Genomic DNA, 16,998 nt, shown 5'->3' with positions numbered 1-16,998 from the left:
GTGTTCAAGACTCGAGATAGATTATGAACAATTAATAGGAGGGCAAAAACTGAGTAATTGGTGTTGTTTAGTTCCACATTTAACGCTAATTTGTCTGGATGAGGTTATGTTTGCCTGATTTTTGGTCTTATGTGGAACTGAGGTGATATAGAAATGCCGGAAATAAGTAACGATAGAGCACTGCTGTATTATCAACGTCTAGCGGTATTAGGAACGAATAAAGACATCAGTACCACAATAGATAAGCTTGCGGAGCTGATGTTTACCAGTACGCGGCATAGTCGAACCTTACTTAAACAGCTTGACGAGAAAGGGTGGATCGATTGGCAACCCAAAGTGGGACGGAATCAACGCTCGATACTTCATCTCAACCATTCTGAGAGCACGTTGGTCGTCAATGTTGCGTCAGAGCATATCTCGCAAGGTCACTATGAAAGAGCACTGCAACTGTTAGGTGGGGATAAAGCGTTATTCGGGCAAGTGTTACAACAAACTGCCGGTCCGCAAGTAAGAGAAGGCGTAGTTCATATTCAGCTTACTTATGACCGCTTATTGTCACCGTTGGATACCACCAACTCGTTACGAAATAGTGAGCGATTCCTAACCCGACAAGTATTCTCTTGTTTGACGCGCTGTGACGGTGAGGGAAATGTCGAACCCGATCTGGCTCATCATTGGCGCTATGACTCGCAGGCGCTAACTTGGCGATTTTATCTAAGACCTCATCTTAGATTTCATGACGAAGCACCAATAGATGCAGAGACCATTGCTGAACTCTTCATGCGTCTTAAACAGCACCCTAATTATTGTTCTTTGTTAGCTAATGTTGTGACGATCTGCGCCGTGGGGCGATTGTGTATTGAGTTCACTCTGTCTCAGCCAGAGCCAAGCTTTGCTGCACTGCTAGCGGATTACCGATTCTCTGTATTACCGAGCGCTCAATTAGAAAATAATGCCGTTCGTATTGGTAGTGGTCCCTTTAAGCTAGTCGAGCATTCTCAGGAACAGCTTGATTTACAGGCGTTTGAACATTATCACGGCCTTTGTGCACTATCAGACAGCGTGACGATCTGGCAACTCCCAAAAGCAGGAACAAGCAGTTGTTCTACCTCACTTGTTACTCATGATTTACCTACACCCTATGATGCTGTTTGTAGTCATTTGGTCTCAACTGAAAGCGGCACTGAGCCATCAACTCAGGCGACTCCTCAGAGCCGGATTGAGGATGGCTGCTTACTGGCAATGTTCAACCACACTGCAGCTCTGGATAGCACGCAGCGTCACTATCTTGGTCAGTTGATGAATTCAAGGTCGGTGTTGCAACTGTTGTCCAATAACGACGCAGCTAGAGTTCAGGGCATTGCGGCATACAACCTTTTGCCAAGCTGGATGAAAGTATTGATTCCTCCAGCAGAGATATCTCCTTTGCCGAAGAAGCTAGATATCGCCATCTACCAACATCATGCTTTACGCGAAAGCGCCCAAGTAGTTGCCGATTTGTTGCAGCGGGTTGGCGTGAGCTGTCAGATTAACGAATACAGCCATGCCGACTTTTATGAACTGTGTGCGCGTCATAAGCTTGAGGAAGAGATTATCCTCACCAGTATGAGTTTGGATGACAACCGACCGTCTTCGGCGTTTATTTGGCTTGCGACGGATAGAGTGTTAAGACAGTGCCTAACACCGTCCACGGAGCAATGGCTGCAACATGAGCTTGAACAAGTGAAACAACAGAATCAATCTACGGAATATATGGCGGCCCTTGAACCGATCGCATCGACGTTAGTCTCTGATAGATGGATAATCCCGCTGTTTCACCATAAGCAAACTCTGAATTTTGCTGACCAGTTGCAAGGCGTATCCATGACTATCTGGGGCTGGCCGGATATTAAGAGCGTCTGGGTCGAGGAGTAGAGTTTCTGTATTACTTTAACAACAGGTTGGAGTTGATGTTGGCATAATTCTGCTAAAGTAGCCGACAGTTTGAGACGTGGATGACTGAATTTACGATGCAAGAGATAGTTTTCGCTGGTGGCTGCCTTTGGGGCGTCCAAGAGTTTATGCGACATTTACCTGGGGTCATAAATACCGAAGCGGGTAGAGCCAATGGCAGTGCGAGTACCACACAGTGTGATTACGATGGATACGCTGAGTGTGTTCGAACTCAATTTGATGCGAACCAAGTGTCAATTGAGGAGCTTATGGATTTCTTTTTTGAAATCATTGACCCCTATAGCGTCAACAAGCAAGGGGTAGATGTAGGAGAGAAGTATCGCACTGGAGTTTATAGTGTAAATCCAGAACATCTTGAGCGAGCGAAACGCTACATTGCCGAGCGTTCCGATGCAGATAAAATCGTGGTAGAGGTGTTGCCACTTAGTAACTATGTAAAGAGTGATGACGAGCATCAAGATCGGCTCACGCTGCACCCCAATGATTATTGCCATATACCCAAGGCGATTTTGCATAAGTACAAAAAATAGCTTCAAGTGCTGACTATTTTGGCGCGTTCCTCTGTGAAGGATCGCGTTGAAACGCATGAATAAGTTCGGCTGGATCGCTGGCACTGCGCTGAACTTTGGCACCTTCCGCCCACCAAATAAGTTGAGCAAGCGTTCGATTCATATAGCTATCCCACTCTTGTTGAGATGCTTCGTTTAGCACCTCACCTTTTTCATTGAATACGCTAGCAGCATTGGGAATGTGAATCATGGCAGATACTGGCAAACAGCCTAGCTCGGAGAGAAAAGTTCGCATTGAAACGGCTGCTCTAGCGCCGCCCCATTGCCCTGCAGAGTAGGTCACAATTGCACTGGGTTTATAAGAAAACAGAGAGCTGCCAAAGTGGTTAAGAAGGTGAGCAAGTGCTGGACTCATAGAGTGATTGTACTCAGGTGAGACCATCACATAGCCATCAGCTTGTTCAATCTTCGCTGCCAGCTGCTTTAAGTCTTCTGGTACTTTACTTCGGCTGTAAGCAAATTCAGGCTTAAAAACTGCATCAAAACTCAAAGTAAGAGGATCGATGATTTCCACGTCAATCTCGGGATAAAAGCGTGTTAGCAGAGACTGACAGGCATCACTGACTCTTGCGCCCAGTCGTGCGGGGCGAGGTGGGGTACTTTCTCTTACAGAGCCGAGAAAAATCAATAACTTCACTATCTAGTACTTCCCTAATGTTTTCTGATGTTGTTCGTTTTAGCTTAAAGGGTCTGGATTTTGTTGCAATGAGAAGTCACAAAAAAAGGAGCGCTTGCCCCTTTTCTGATTTTTAGGAGTCTAATTAGACACTTTTGACCAGCTTGTCAGTGACAAATGCTCGGTTACGAACCACAAACCATAGTAGACCGCCCACAATGCCGATTGAGAGTTGAATCATACCTAAATTAGCGATGAGTGCGTCGGGACGCATGGAAACCAATAACATGCCCGCTGAGCCACAAATCATGGCAAAAAACTGAATCAATGCCACAGCGGAGCCGGTGTCTTTGTCTTGCTGATCAAGCATCAAGTTGGTACCAGGCACTCGCATCATAATAACCATTAGCGTCGCTGGAGCGGCTATTAATGCGAAGACCCAAGGCGCGGTAGAACCAATACTGAGCGTTAACACACCCATCAGTGCCAAAATAAAAAAGCACAAAGTAATCACTTTTTGTACTGAAATATGGCGGGATAACTTCATGTAAATAGAAGGGCCTAAAGAGGCGCACATTGCATTGAATGCGAAATAGTAACTGAACTCTTGCTCAGTCAGGCCAAAACCATTGATGTAAATGTACGAACCGGCAGCTAAGAAGGCCATAAGGGCCATGGGTGCGATTGAGAAAATACACAGCAACATCACGAATCTTGGATTCGTCATTACCACGCCAAGTCGAGTCCAAGAGCGAGCTAAAGAGCCTGTATACTGACTTTGCAGTGTTTCGCGGTAACACATGGCTAAGATGGAGGCAAACGCGCCAAATACTGCCAAGGTCACGAACATCATTCTCCATGAAGCGACTTTGAGAAGAAACGCACCGAGTACGGGAGCGACCATTGGCGCAATAATCACGAGCGACATGATAGTGGCCATGATTTTCTCGCGCTCACGTCCTTCGAACATATCTTTGACGATGGCGGTAGAGACGACAGTAATGGCACTGCCAGCAAACGCTTGTAGTACCCTTGAGCCAATGAGGTGCTCAATGCTTCCTGCCATCGCACAGGCAATACTAGCAAGCATGTAAGCACCGATACCTATCAATAAAATTGGCTTGCGACCAAATTTCTCACTTAGCGGCCCCCAGAATAGAAGACCAATCGCGTAAGTAACGAAATAGCTACTTAACGTGAGGTTTACCATTGATTCAGTGGTACTAAATATATCGACCATAGTAGGCAAAGCTGGCAGATAAAGGTCAATCGTTAATGGTGGAAATGCACTGATAATAACGAGAAAAAATAGAGTGCCTTTTTGCCCAAGGATGGGTTGTGTTGATTTCAAATGATTCTCCTGTGGGTGAAATTAGTAACTCAAGTTGTCGTTAACGCGTTCTAATAGCTGCTTCAGTGTGCTTGCTTCGGTCTGAGAAAACCCAGTTAGCATTTCCGTTATCATTTCCATTTCGACTTGGTCGAGGCGTTCTAGCAGCTTTTCCCCTTTTTGGCTGAGGTATAGTGCAACGGAGCGTCGGTCGTTAGGACAACTTTGTTTGATGATGAGATCTTGACGATGAAGCCTTGCGATAATTCTCGCAATTTGGGCTTTATCTCGGTTCATTGACTCGACTAACTTCTGCTGAGAGGCGCCGCCGAAGGCACGAATATCACTCATAGCTTTATGCTCAAGGGGGGAAAACTCGACTTTTTGACGGGTGATCTCCGCCACCATCTTGCCGCGGGTTTTCATTCGAATTTCACGTAATGCGTGATTAATTGCTCGATAGTCTATTGTCATCAATGAAGGCCAATTAGTTGATCTAGTCAACCATTTTAGCTAATTAGTTGATTAGATCAACTAATTAGTCACAGTTTTGAGTTTTTGTTCTAAGAACAAAAATCATAGATGCTCAGTTTTTGCTCTTTAATATATTGAATTAAAAGTAGTTATTGGTGTGGTTCTATTGAATGGTGCACTTTGTTTGTTCATAAATTAGTCACAAAACTATCCCGAATTCGTCAAAAATCCACGCTCTAATATTCAATCAATAACTACTATTGACTGGAATGAAACTTATGGCCATGACCATGCCTGAACTGACGGTTGTATCGGATGCAGAAGAGTTTGCATCGCCGCAACTGGGTAGAAAAGTTCTTGAAACTCGCGCTTTGACTAAGTCTTACCAACAAGGAAAAGTGGTTCTAGATGGAATCAGCTTTGATCTTCACGCTGGTGAATTTGTTGCGGTAGTAGGCCGCTCTGGAGCGGGAAAGTCCACGTTGCTGCATACGTTGAATGGCACCATACCCGCGACCAGAGGCGAAATTCTTAATGTGCATAAAGACTTATCGACTGACAATGTACTATCGATGTCGAGAAAAGAAATCCGTGAGTGGCGTACTCACTGTGGCATGATTTTCCAAGATTTTTGCTTAGTGCCTCGTTTGGATGTGATTTCCAATGTCTTACTTGGACGTTTGAGCCATACCTCGACGCTTAAATCGCTGCTTAAAATCTTCAGCGACCAAGACAAAGCTCAAGCTATCCAACTGCTTAAATGGCTCAACATGTTGCCGTACGCACTACAACGGGCAGAAAACCTCTCTGGGGGACAACAACAACGTGTGGCGATTTGCCGTGCGATGATGCAAAACCCCAAGATCCTGCTTGCCGACGAGCCAGTGGCCTCGTTAGACCCAAAAAATACCGTTCGCATTATGGAAGCGCTGCAAAAAGTTAGCCGTGATGGTGTGGCGGTAATGGTAAATCTTCACTCAATCGAACTGGTTCAGGAGTATTGTTCCCGCGTAATCGGTCTTGCCAAAGGTAAGGTGATTTACGACGGACATCCTTCTGGCCTCAATGATGATGTTTTACATCGTCTTTATGGCGATGAGATCGACCAAATCAACTAATCCAATCGGAAAACTGGACACAATAAATTTTAAGGACAAGTGATGAAAAAGCTTCTATCTATTGGTATCGCTGTTGCGTCTGCTATGACTTTTAACGCAAGTGCGGCTGCTCCAAGTGAAATCAATCTAGGTATTCTAGGTGGTCAAAATGCAGCAGACCAAATTGGTGATAACCAGTGCGTTGCTGATTTTCTCAATGCTGAGCTTGGTGTAAAAACTAATATCCGCAACTCAAGTGACTACAATGCTGTGATTCAAGGTTTGTTAGGTGAGAAGATTGATCTGGTTATCAACATGTCACCAAAATCTTATGCTGAAATATATTTGAGCGACCCTAAAGCGGTAGATTTGGTGGGTATTACAGTAGATAACACCGATAACTCTCGCGGCTATCATTCGGTTATTTTGGTTAAAGAAGATAGCCCTTATCAGTCCATTGAAGACTTGAAAGGCAAAGTGTTCTCCTTCGCTGATCCAAATTCAACGTCAGGTTTCCTTATTCCAAACAACCAGTTAGAAAACACTCTGGGTGGAAATATGGATAATCAATTTGATGGTTTTTTCAAATCGGTCAACTTCTCTGGTGGACATGAGCAAGATATCGTTGGTGTTCTTAACGGTCAGTTTGATGCTGCGGTAACTTGGTCATCAATGGTGGGCGATGCAGATAAAGGGTATAGCGCTGGGGCGTTGCTACGTTATATGGACCACGACGCTGACCTAATGAAAAAAATCCGCATTATCTGGGAATCGCCACTTATCGCTAATGGCCCAACTATTGTTAGCAACCGCCTAGACCCTGATTTCAAAGATAAGCTTGTTGCTGCTGTGAAGAAACTGGACCGTGAAGACAACGCTTGCTTTAGCAAAGCGGCGGGTGGATCGCTTCACCTAGAAGAGACCAGTGTTGCTGAATACCAGTCAATCATCGACTTAGTTAAAGCGACTAAATTCGCTCAGCGTTAATCCCCCCTCCAATTAAAAGCTGGCAGGCGCTGCCAGCTTATTACTTCTACGGTCAATTTCATGCAGTTTGAACAATATTACCAACAGGCTCGTCGTAAGCAGAAGATGGATGCACTTATGTGGTCTTCCATGTTTATGCTGCTTTACTTGCTTTCTGGGCATTATGCAGAGTTTAGCCTTTCAACCATTCTACATAACGCGCCTGCACTTTTTGATTATATCTACGACACACTTCCGCAGTTGTCATGGGATGTCTTATTCGCCAGTCGCGATGAGACTGGTCGCGCGGTTCCGGGTTCACTCATCTATTGGGGCTACCGACTACCGATTCAAATCCCTCTATTGTGGGAAACCATTAATGTTGCGATCGCCGCGACTCTAGTTTCATCAGTTATCGCGATTATCTTGGCATTTTTAGCCGCCAGTAATGGTTATGCGCCAGCATCTGTCAGAGTGGCAGTGCGTTCTTTTGTTGCCTTCTTGCGCACCATGCCGGAGCTTGCCTGGGCGGTGATGTTTGTGATGGCTTATGGTGTCGGAACGTTCCCTGGGTTCGTGGCACTGACACTGCATACGATAGGTAGCTTGACCAAGCTGTTTTATGAATCCATCGAGACCATTTCTGATAAGCCAGTTCGAGGTTTAACGGCGTGTGGTTCAACACCAGTCCAACGACTACGTTTTGCCTTTTGGCCGCAGATTAAGCCAACAGTTCTGTCGTATATATTTCTTCGATTTGAAATCAATTTTCGCTCATCGACCATTCTTGGCTTAGTTGGGGCTGGTGGTATTGGTCAAGAGTTGATGACGAACATTAGCTTGGGTCGACATGATCAGGTCAGCATCACGCTGTTGTTGATCATCATTGTCGTCGCGCTCATAGACATGACGTCTGGTGTGCTACGCAAAAAAGTCATCAGTGGAGATGTAAAATGACGGAACTAACGTTAGAGCAAATCAAACAAGAAAATAAAGCGATTTTCTCGCAACAAAAACGTTATTTAACCATTGTTGCAGTGCTTGCGAGCAGCGTTTTGGTGTATTACTTCTTGTTCTTTACGTTTTTTGGCGTGTCTTCAAAGCAGTTTGAAATGGGCAATAGCAAAATTATGAGCTATTTCCTGCATATGTTTGTATGGAGAGACTTTTGGGATTGGCCGTTTGCCTATTACTTTAAGCAAATAGCGATAACACTGGCGATTGTATTTGGCGGCACGTTAACGGCATCTCTTGTGGCGTTGCCTTTGTCATTTTTGGCTGCTCGTAACGTGATGACGAGACCATTTCGCTTTATTGCTACCTTCATGCGCCGTGTGTTCGATGTTTTACGCGGAATTGATATGGCGATTTGGGGCATGATCTTTGTGCGAGCTGTGGGCTTAGGGCCTCTTGCTGGTGTAATGGCGGTATTCGTTCAAGATCTAGGGCTGTTCGGAAAACTGTATGCAGAGAGTCACGAATCAGCAGATAAGAAACCGTCACGTGGCTTAACCGCGTTGGGCGCGAATAATCTACAGAAACATCGTTTTGCCATCTTTACTCAGTCATTTCCGACTTTTCTTGCATTGACCTTGTATCAACTGGAATCAAATACTCGTTCTGCGGCGGTATTAGGTTTTGTTGGTGCTGGTGGTATCGGCTTAGTTTATGCGGAGAACATGCGCTTGTGGAACTGGGACGTAGTAACTTTTATTACGCTGGTTCTTGTCGCCATTATCATGGGTCTGGATAAGGTATCGAGTATTCTGAGACAGAAATACATTGTGGGAGAGAATGTCCCGCTGTATGAAAAGCGTTAGCAGAATAGTGAAGGGCTAGTCAGTCTAAGCTAGCCTTATAACTATGCCTCACATCTTTTATCTCATTCTTTATCCTTATATTTATTGATCATATTCATATTTGAACATCCGTTCATTTATGAATTGAGCGACTGTTCAAATATGATTATGAGTGATGCTCCTGTGTGCCTCGAGATATCTCAAAACTTTTTTCAACACCTGAGCGTTCTCAAGAGAATTTATTCGCTCTCCTGATGCTTCCTAGGTGCCTTAAAATGGCGATTTTGGCATGTTTTAACATGTTGTTTTTAATGGAGTTATTATTCTCGAATAATAGCGTTATCGATGTTAGTCTTTCGGCTCTACGAAGGAGTAACAGTATGAATATAAAAGATAAAGTCTACCGTCACCATGACTTTTCTCGGCAAGATCTTTCTGGAGCCGTTTTTGAAAACTGTCAGTTTTTTCACTGTGACTTTGCTCGGGCAGATCTCACGGATGCAAGGTTTGAGCGTTGTAAATTCATCGAAACCTCGGACCTAGAAGGATGTCATTTTGACTATGCTAATCTGAAGGATGCCAGTTTTAATAATTGCCAGTTAGCCATGTGTAATTTTGAAGGAGCCGATTGTTTTGGCATAGAGCTACGTGAATGTGACTTGAAAGGGGCGAATTTCCAGCGTGCAAGATTTGCCAATCAAGTCAGTCACACTATGTATTTTTGTTCTGCGTATATCACGGGTTGTAACTTGTCTTATGCCAATCTAGAGCGACAGGTTTTAGAAAAGTGCGAGTTGTTTGAGAACCGTTGGATTGGGGCTAACTTAATGGGAGCGTCATTAAAAGAATCAGATCTCAGCCGCGGGGTATTCTCAGCGGACGCTTGGTCGCAGTTTCGGTTTCAAGGAGCGGATTTGTGTCATGTAGATCTTGAGGGGCTGGACCCCAGAAGAGTGGATCTCACCGGGGTAAAAATTTGCGACTGGCAACAAGAGCAGCTTTTAGAGCCACTGGGTTTGGTAGTTCTACCGGGCTAAAGTGCTCTCGGTGCCTTTTCATCAGGTTTGGGGTTAATCATTACCCCAATTATCGGCTTCTATTTTTGCCAGTGCCTTCGCTGCTTTTTGTAGTGCAGGCAAGAACTTGATGGCTTCATCCGGTTTAACGCGAATAACCGGAGCCTGTATCGCTAAACCGAGGTTAGATTGCCCGGTTGGAGAGGGTACCAGAACCGCAATACACACCAAGCCAGGTAAGAATTCCTCATCATCGATAGCGAAACCTTGAATCTTTGCTTCCTCAATGTCTTTTTCCAATTCTGAGTATTCGGTGATGGTGTTCACGGTATATTGAGTAAGCGGAACGTTTTCAATCAGGCGTCTACGTTGTGACTTCGACATATGTGCGAGAAACAGTTTGCCTGTTGCAGAGCAGTGAACAGGAACACGCGAGCCTGGATGTAAGTGGAAGCGAAGCGGGGCTTCTGTCTCTGCTCTATCGAGGTAAATGATTTCGCCACTGGAGAGCGCTGTCAGGTTACAGCTTTCGCCCACTTCGGCTCGTAGGTTCTCAAGAATCGTGCGGCGGGCACTGTGCATGGTGCTATTTAGCAACAAATTCTCGGCTAGCTTTCTCAAACGAATTCCGGAGCTATAGTGCTTTTCATCCCCATCTTTTTGAATGATGCCTGCGGCCTCTAACTGCTGCAGCATACGATGTAGGGTTGGCTTTGGTAATCCCGTTTCTTCTACTAATCCTTGAAGAGATATGAACTCGTCTTTTTGCGCTATCACCTCTAATAGTGCAAAAAGTCTGAGCGTAGGAGTATCTCCTTGAACTTGTGGTGTTTCTGTTGGCATAGAGTCATTCATCCTTGCGATACGTCGAAGTCTAAGATTGTACATTCCAATTTAGTATATATCCATTTTCTGAATAAAATTTGATCTTTTGTATTAGTGTCATTAACATGAAATAAAATTATGGAACAATATGTCTCGATAAATGGAGTTTGTTATATGAAGGCGATAGAAAGGATTATCAACAAAGCTCACTTAGATCGTAAGCGCGTGGTGTTGAGTGAAGCAGAAGACCCTCGTGTGCTTACCGCTGCTCGCATGGCTGTCGATAAGCAATTGGCATACATTACCTTAGTTGGTGATGAACAAACCATTGCAGAGGCTGCAGAGCAACATCATGTGAGTCTCGCTGGCATTCATATTGTTTCACCACAGAGTTCACCGCTTAAAGAAGTATTAGCAGAGCGGTTATATCTGCTGCGTAAAGCAAAAGGTATGTCTTACAACGACGCGCTCGAACAAGTGCAAAACCCACTTATTTTCGCCAACCTAATGGTCAGAGAAGGGCTAGGTGACGGTACTGTGAATGGTGCTGTGTACACTACTTCTGATGTGGTTCGTGCAGCGCTTCAAATCATCGGTCCTGCTCCAGATAGCGAGCTAGTATCGAGTTTCTTTTTAATGATGTTATGCGAGCCTTTTCATAACCTCAAAGGTGGTTTGATTTTTAGTGATTGCGGATTAGTCATTGATCCGAATGAAGCAGAGCTGGCGTCTATTGCGATTTCAGCTTCAGCCAGCGCCAAATCGCTATTAATGGAAGAACCTAAAGTTGCCATGTTGTCGTTTTCCACCAACGGCAGCGCTAAACATGAGTCCGTTGACAAAGTTCGCAATGCCGCACAACTTGTAAAGCAGCGCTGCCCTGACATCGCTGTTGACCAAGATGTACAGTTGGATGCGGCAATTGTTACTGAAATTGCTGCAAAGAAGCTGCCTGACTCACAAGTCAAGGGCAAATCAAATGTACTGATATTCCCCAATTTGGAAGCGGGAAACATAGGTTACAAGTTGGCGGAGCGATTAGGTGGTGCAGTAGCTATAGGACCGTTGTTGCAAGGGTTAAATCAGCCTGCGAATGACCTATCTAGGGGATGCAGCGCCGAGGATATTCTTCATGTTATTGCGGTTACTGCAGTGCAAGCCCAACAAGATCGAAACATCAAACACACTCCACCCGCTTCAATAAAAGAAGGGATAACCAACTAGGGAAACAAATGGAATTACCGACGTTACTCGCCATTCTTGCCACCATAGTCATTGGCACCTATTTTCAGACAGTAACTGGCTTTGGCCTTGGCATCATTGTCATTGGTTTGACGGTGAGCTTAAATCTGGTCGCTTTACCTGTGATTGCGGCGGTGGTGAGTATTGTTACCTTGTTCAATTGTTTGGTGGCACTGGTCGGTAAACCATTATCTGGTGATCTTAAAACCATGTTGGTTCTGGTAATTGGCATCATACCAGGTGTCGTTGCTGGAGTATTTTTGCTTGATCAACTCAGTGAATCGGCAACCAATATGTTGCGCGGTCTTCTTGGTGTCATGATTTTAGCGGCTGGGCTCAATTTCATGTTTAAACCGAAAACGTTAACACGGCGTTCTGCTTCTGCGTCTTTTCTATTTTCTGGCTTTGGTTCGGGGCTTACTGGTGGCCTATTTGGTATGGCGGGCCCACCGATTGTTTACCACCTTTATCGCCAGCCTTTTTCTATTGAATTAGTGCGCAGCACGCTGTTGATGGTCTTCGCTTGTACCTCGGCTTCGCGCACCGCTTACGTGTATTTCGACGGTAGCTTGAGTGTCAGTATCCTTTGGTTATCTGTCATTGCCGTTCCGCTGGTGGCTTTGGTCACGCTAATCGCTAGGCGTTATCCGCCTCCATTATCAAACGATCAGTTGAGAAAGACGGTGTTCGGTGTCTTGATGGTTATTGGAGGGTATTTAATGGGGGTATCTGCTTCGACGTTGGGTTGATTCTTAATTACATGGCTTGGCCGATATTGAACGGTGACGTTCAGATCACATTCAGTGAAGTTGCATTAGCCAAGCCTCATATCGGTCGTTACGATTTCGCCTAATGTATAGTGGTGTTTAGTTAGATTTAATATGTTGGACCTAAATAAGTATAAAGGAATCATCTTCGATTTAGATGGGACTCTAGTGAACTCTATGGTGGCACATGCTCGTGCTTGGAAGCAGACTTGTAATAAGTTTGATATTCCTTATGACAAAGAGTGGCTGGATCAACTCGGTGGAATGCCATCTAGGAAAGTCACACTCGAAATTTTGAAACGCTATAATTTGTCCATAGACCCACAGCTTATAACAACAGATAAAATTGCCAACTTTGAAGCCATTGAATACAAAGGCGACGTGATACCCACTATCTATACGATTCTTCGACAGCAGCACAAACTCAAAAAGATTGGTATAGGAACTGGTGCTCAAGCTAAGCACGCTCATGGTATTTTAGCTACCACAGATATTCCGTCATTGATCGACACGATAGTTACTTCTGATGATGTAGACAACCACAAGCCCAATCCTGATACTTTCCTAAAGGTAGCTGAGCAGTTAGATCTAGACCCAACAGATTGCGTTGTGTTCGAAGATACGTTGATTGGGCAATACGCGGCGATGGCTGCGGGCATGGACTGTTATATGGTTGAATCTGGTGAGATTACTGCATTTATTCCCGCATATTGAATATATGCTTATGTTTAACAGTAAGGTGCTCTTGATGGTGTAATAAAACAACAAATATCTTTGACTTTGATCACATACTGGCGCAAAATTGACCTTATATCACGCCAGTATGGGAATTAAGTATGAATGCTACAGTAATTAGTAACGAAAGCAGCCAAGCACCAATCAAACCTTCTTTTTTCAATGAAGTGTTTTTCTTTGCTAAGGCGAGCTTAGTGATGGCAGCGATTGTCCTTTTAGTGGCGTCTGCTTGGGTTTAATCTTCCCTGAGCACTTCTTTTGATGTCGGGGGTATATCCCCTCGCTATTCAGCCTGCTCTAATTTCAACCTTCTTGTTGTTTAATCCAATCTAATCCCGAGAGACACTTTCTGTGTTTCAGGGTTTATCACGCTTTTTCAGGCTAGACCAATACAAAGTGGTCATGACCAAGTAGGCGATTGCGGGTGCAATGTAGCTTGTGCTTAGTGATAATTCGTCAATCAATGTGGCTTGGGCGAAGGGCAAGATGACTCCCCCAATTGAGCACATGATCAAGATAGCAGCACCTTGTGAGCTATGTTTTCCCGAAGCCTGCAATGCTTGTGCATATATGATGGGGTAGAGCGTTGCATTACACAGCCCCACCAATAGTAATAGAAACCCTACCCAAGCCGCCTGTTCAAACAGTGCGGTCAAGCTAATCATTGTGGCAACAAGGCATGCGAATGTGAATAAACCATGCCGATTGACCCTATGGCCGAATTTCGCGAATAGTAAGCGGCCAAGGAACATACCAACCCAATAAGCAGCAATTAACTGCGTCGCCAGAATAAGCCCTAAACCACCATACGACTCATCTGCAAGATAGGTAATGGTGAAGGTCCCAAAGCTGACTTCAACACCGATATAGAACAATAGTACCGTGGCAAGCGTCATAAACTCTCTATGGCTTAGCAAACAGAACAGACCTTTCCAAAACCCTGAGATCTGTTTTGGTTTAATATCAGGCAGCTCTATTTTGCTGAAAAACAGCAGAAGACCAAAGAAAAAGCCTGCGATCAGCAGAAACAGAATCGATACGTGAAGCGAGGTATCGGTAAACCCCAACTTCGTAGCAGTAACGATGATAGCGGTCAAAACTAAGGGCCCTAACACTGTTCCTACTGAGTTCGCTGCCGTAGCGATACTCTGCCTAACCACGCTTTTGTCTGGTGTCGAGAGTAGCGATACATAAGGTGAGCTCACCACTTGAATGGCAGAGATGCCTGACGCCATAAGTAGAATGCCGAGTAGGGTTGGGTAGAGTGACTCTGTTCTGACAAGATAAGCCATGACTAAGCAGCCCACTAAACACCAACAAAGGCAGTATTGCATGGTGGTTCGATAACCAAACTTCGCCATAACGAATGACGTTGGAAGCGAGACAGTCACTCGCGTGATAAAAAAGGCCATAGGAAATAACATGGCCATTTTATAGTCCAGAGCAAACGCATCTTTGTAGTAGGGAATAAGAGAATTACTTGAAACGGTAATCAAGCCCCAAATAAAAAATATCAGTGATAATAAGACAAGTGGGGCATCTTTTAGATGAAATGCTCTCATTGTGCCTCCTGTACCTATAAAAAAAGCAGAAGATATCCTTCTGCTTTTCGCCTCAATTAAGAAAATCTAGCTACGCACAAAGTTGATGTGATGAACATGGATATTGTATTTTTCAATGATGACTTTGGTGGCGAGCATACTCCTAATACGTGCATCGGAATCCAAAGCTTTTAGCATCGTCGCTTCGTCTTCATAACTGTGTTGCATCATCAACAGCAAGTTCTTATGACTATCGGCTTCGATGGCTTCAGGTTTGTTGACAACGACGCCAAGGTTATTTGGAAAGGTGCGAATAATAGGCACCACTTCATTTTCCATATACTGATAGAAATCTTGTTTCTGTTCTTCGGTTAACTCGGCTTCAAAGAAAGCGGTGCGAATAATCGTCATAACATTGTCCCCTTATAGCTCAAAACCAGATTGGTTAGCGATGGATTTGAGGGTCGCTTTGGCTTTAGTGATATCCTCGAACCAGTTGTCGTTTTGAGCCCACATCTCGATCACCAGAGGTCCGCGATAGTCTATATCAGCTAACGTCTTAAAAATCGAAGCGAAGTCGACTTGGCCTTCACCGATGACCAAGTCACGGAACTGACCATCACAGGTTTCTGAGACGCGTAGTGTATCTTTCAAGTGGACTTGAACCAGATGATCGCGGCTTAATCTGAGCTCAGTGCACACATCGTGGTTCCAACCTGAAATATTGCCTACGTCGGGATAGGCCATAAAATAAGGGGACGGAATCTCACGTTTGAGCACTTCAAATTTGCTGAGCGAGTTTAGGTATGGAGTATCCATAATTTCCACACCGAGCATGATGCCCGCTCTTTCTGCTAGCTTGGTTGCTTGTTTCATGCCTTCAATAAAAAGGCGATGGGTTTCTGCCGATTGAGGTTCATAGTAAACATCATAGCCGGCCATCTGAATGCAGCGGATGCCAAGCTTGAAGGCCAGCGCAATCGCTTTTTCCATGATGACATGGGATTCTGCGCGAATGCTTTCGTCCATTGAACCAAATGGGAATTTGCGATGCGCACTCAAGCACATGGATTGCAAGGGCATTTCATGCTTTTCGCATAAGTGACGAAGTTGATAGATTTCTTCATCTGACCAATCTAAACGGGCGCGTCGCTCGTCTGTTTCGTCAACTGAGATTTCGACAAAGTCGAACCCCGCTTGTTTGGCCTTAATTAAGCGTTCTTCCCAAGAAAGAGACGCTGGCATTGCTTTTTCGTAAATACCTAATCTGAATTTGTTTTGAGAGTTGAACATACTTTTTCCTTAAAAAAGTTGTTCCTCTATACGCGAGGTGATGTCTTGAATTTTACTGGCAATTTCTTCATAACCTAATGCTTTCATTTTTGGAGTTAGTGAAGAAACGCTGACGGCGTATACAGGGGTGTTGTTTTTGTCAAAAATAGGAACAGCCACACAAGAAATACCGGCTTCGTTTTCTTCATCATCTAAGGCATAGCCACGGGCTTTGATTTGATCAAGAACGCTGAAGAACTGAGATTTGTCCAGAATGGTATTCTCAGTTAATGGTTTCATTGTACTGACATTACGTTGCCAATAAGTTTCTCGTACCGCATCGGTGCTAAATGCGAGGTAACATTTCCCGGCAGCTGAGCAGTACATAGGAGAATGCAACCCAACATAGGTACGAGTTCGAAAGGCGGCGTTGACTGGCTCGAACTTGTCTTTAAAGATGATATTGTCAGCATCAAACGACAGAAAATTAACGGTTTCATTTACGTCGTTAAGTAGCTCTGATAGGAAAGGCTTAACCGCTCCTGTCACGTCAGAGTTAATCGCAGCATGACCGAGCTGTACCAGCTTCATAGTAAGACGATATTCTTTACCAGAACTCATTTGAGCAACGTATCCTGAGGCTTCAAATGTTGCCAAAATGCGATGGACTGAAGACTTATTAAAGCCAGTGCCCTCGGACACTTTTTGTAGAGAAATTCCGTTCGGATAGTTCCCTAGAAATTCGAGTACACTCAACGCTTTAGACAACGATTTAATTTGTTCACTCATATACGTG

At 44.5% G+C, this 16,998-nt stretch carries 19 protein-coding genes; 11 read left to right on the top strand and 8 right to left on the bottom strand.

Annotation, left to right across the window (positions count from 1 at the left end; translation table 11 throughout):
- Positions 1–153 precede the first annotated feature (153 nt).
- Both HOP38_RS25235 and HOP38_RS25230 read left to right on the top strand, forming a co-directional pair.
- Entirely contained in the window at positions 154–1,914 is a 1,761-nt protein-coding gene (locus tag HOP38_RS25235) for an SgrR family transcriptional regulator (RefSeq protein WP_198559278.1), read from the top strand.
- Between the two features lie 95 nt (positions 1,915–2,009).
- Entirely contained in the window at positions 2,010–2,483 is a 474-nt protein-coding gene (locus tag HOP38_RS25230) for a peptide-methionine (S)-S-oxide reductase (protein ID WP_038221842.1), read from the top strand.
- A gap of 13 nt (positions 2,484–2,496) precedes the next feature.
- Here HOP38_RS25230 and HOP38_RS25225 read toward each other — a convergent pair whose 3' ends face one another.
- From HOP38_RS25225 to HOP38_RS25215, 3 genes are all read right to left on the bottom strand, one after another.
- Positions 2,497–3,159 carry an NADPH-dependent FMN reductase gene (locus HOP38_RS25225; protein ID WP_038227562.1) on the bottom strand — a complete coding sequence of 221 codons (663 nt, stop codon included), beginning with the start codon at positions 3,157–3,159 and terminating at the stop codon, positions 2,497–2,499.
- A gap of 124 nt (positions 3,160–3,283) precedes the next feature.
- A complete protein-coding gene (locus tag HOP38_RS25220; RefSeq protein ID WP_006069808.1) occupies positions 3,284–4,489 on the bottom strand; it encodes a multidrug effflux MFS transporter in 1,206 nt (401 codons plus the stop codon).
- 21 nt (positions 4,490–4,510) lie between these two features.
- Positions 4,511–4,942, bottom strand: coding sequence for a MarR family winged helix-turn-helix transcriptional regulator (locus HOP38_RS25215; protein WP_038221812.1), 432 nt, complete (start codon positions 4,940–4,942; stop codon positions 4,511–4,513).
- A gap of 278 nt (positions 4,943–5,220) precedes the next feature.
- On the opposite strand from HOP38_RS25215, the gene phnC reads away from it, so the two are divergent.
- The 5 genes from phnC (at position 5,221) to HOP38_RS25190 (ending at position 9,841) form a co-directional block, all read left to right on the top strand.
- Positions 5,221–6,060, top strand: a complete 840-nt coding sequence (gene phnC, locus HOP38_RS25210; protein WP_198559277.1) for a phosphonate ABC transporter ATP-binding protein — start codon at positions 5,221–5,223, stop codon at positions 6,058–6,060.
- Positions 6,061–6,102: 42 nt separating this feature from the next.
- Positions 6,103–7,026: a phosphonate ABC transporter substrate-binding protein gene (gene phnD, locus HOP38_RS25205; protein WP_006069811.1), complete on the top strand. Its 924-nt coding sequence runs from the start codon at positions 6,103–6,105 to the stop codon at positions 7,024–7,026.
- Between the two features lie 60 nt (positions 7,027–7,086).
- Positions 7,087–7,962 carry a phosphonate ABC transporter, permease protein PhnE gene (gene phnE, locus HOP38_RS25200; protein ID WP_062456353.1) on the top strand — a complete coding sequence of 292 codons (876 nt, stop codon included), beginning with the start codon at positions 7,087–7,089 and terminating at the stop codon, positions 7,960–7,962.
- The gene (phnE, locus tag HOP38_RS25195; RefSeq protein ID WP_198559276.1) at positions 7,959–8,825 is read left to right on the top strand and encodes a phosphonate ABC transporter, permease protein PhnE; all 867 of its coding nucleotides are present in this window, start codon (positions 7,959–7,961) and stop codon (positions 8,823–8,825) included. The genes phnE (HOP38_RS25200) and phnE (HOP38_RS25195) overlap by 4 nt, the downstream gene beginning before the upstream one ends.
- Positions 8,826–9,184: 359 nt before the next feature.
- Positions 9,185–9,841, top strand: a complete 657-nt coding sequence (locus HOP38_RS25190; protein WP_198559275.1) for a Qnr family pentapeptide repeat protein — start codon at positions 9,185–9,187, stop codon at positions 9,839–9,841.
- Positions 9,842–9,874: 33 nt separating this feature from the next.
- On the opposite strand, the gene HOP38_RS25185 is transcribed toward HOP38_RS25190, so the two are convergent.
- Positions 9,875–10,663, bottom strand: coding sequence for an IclR family transcriptional regulator (locus HOP38_RS25185; protein WP_006069816.1), 789 nt, complete (start codon positions 10,661–10,663; stop codon positions 9,875–9,877).
- Between the two features lie 156 nt (positions 10,664–10,819).
- Here HOP38_RS25185 and pta point away from each other — a divergent pair, with 156 nt between their 5' ends.
- From pta to HOP38_RS25165, 4 genes are all read left to right on the top strand, one after another.
- Positions 10,820–11,869: a phosphate acetyltransferase gene (pta, locus tag HOP38_RS25180; RefSeq protein WP_198559274.1), complete on the top strand. Its 1,050-nt coding sequence runs from the start codon at positions 10,820–10,822 to the stop codon at positions 11,867–11,869.
- Between the two features lie 8 nt (positions 11,870–11,877).
- The gene (locus HOP38_RS25175; protein WP_198559273.1) at positions 11,878–12,636 is read left to right on the top strand and encodes a sulfite exporter TauE/SafE family protein; all 759 of its coding nucleotides are present in this window, start codon (positions 11,878–11,880) and stop codon (positions 12,634–12,636) included.
- Between the two features lie 132 nt (positions 12,637–12,768).
- Entirely contained in the window at positions 12,769–13,368 is a 600-nt protein-coding gene (locus tag HOP38_RS25170; RefSeq protein ID WP_124941559.1) for a beta-phosphoglucomutase family hydrolase, read from the top strand.
- 122 nt (positions 13,369–13,490) lie between these two features.
- A complete protein-coding gene (locus HOP38_RS25165; protein WP_173670901.1) occupies positions 13,491–13,628 on the top strand; it encodes a hypothetical protein in 138 nt (45 codons plus the stop codon).
- Between the two features lie 117 nt (positions 13,629–13,745).
- On the opposite strand, the gene HOP38_RS25160 is transcribed toward HOP38_RS25165, so the two are convergent.
- The 4 genes from HOP38_RS25160 to HOP38_RS25145 form a co-directional block, all read right to left on the bottom strand.
- Entirely contained in the window at positions 13,746–14,951 is a 1,206-nt protein-coding gene (locus HOP38_RS25160; protein WP_198559272.1) for an MFS transporter, read from the bottom strand.
- 66 nt (positions 14,952–15,017) lie between these two features.
- Positions 15,018–15,341, bottom strand: a complete 324-nt coding sequence (locus HOP38_RS25155; RefSeq protein WP_124941557.1) for a hypothetical protein — start codon at positions 15,339–15,341, stop codon at positions 15,018–15,020.
- Positions 15,342–15,353: 12 nt separating this feature from the next.
- Positions 15,354–16,223, bottom strand: coding sequence for an L-ribulose-5-phosphate 3-epimerase (locus tag HOP38_RS25150; protein ID WP_088877871.1), 870 nt, complete (start codon positions 16,221–16,223; stop codon positions 15,354–15,356).
- Positions 16,224–16,232: 9 nt separating this feature from the next.
- On the bottom strand, positions 16,233–16,991 hold the full coding sequence (locus HOP38_RS25145) for an IclR family transcriptional regulator (RefSeq protein WP_198559271.1): 759 nt from the start codon (positions 16,989–16,991) through the stop codon (positions 16,233–16,235).
- Positions 16,992–16,998 lie beyond the last annotated feature (7 nt).

It is taken from the genome of Vibrio mediterranei, assembly GCF_013364395.1.
GTDB classification, from domain to species: Bacteria; Pseudomonadota; Gammaproteobacteria; order Enterobacterales; family Vibrionaceae; genus Vibrio; species Vibrio mediterranei.
The sequence above is the reverse complement of the archived record's forward strand: the minus strand, read 5'-3'. Positions and strand labels throughout refer to the sequence as shown.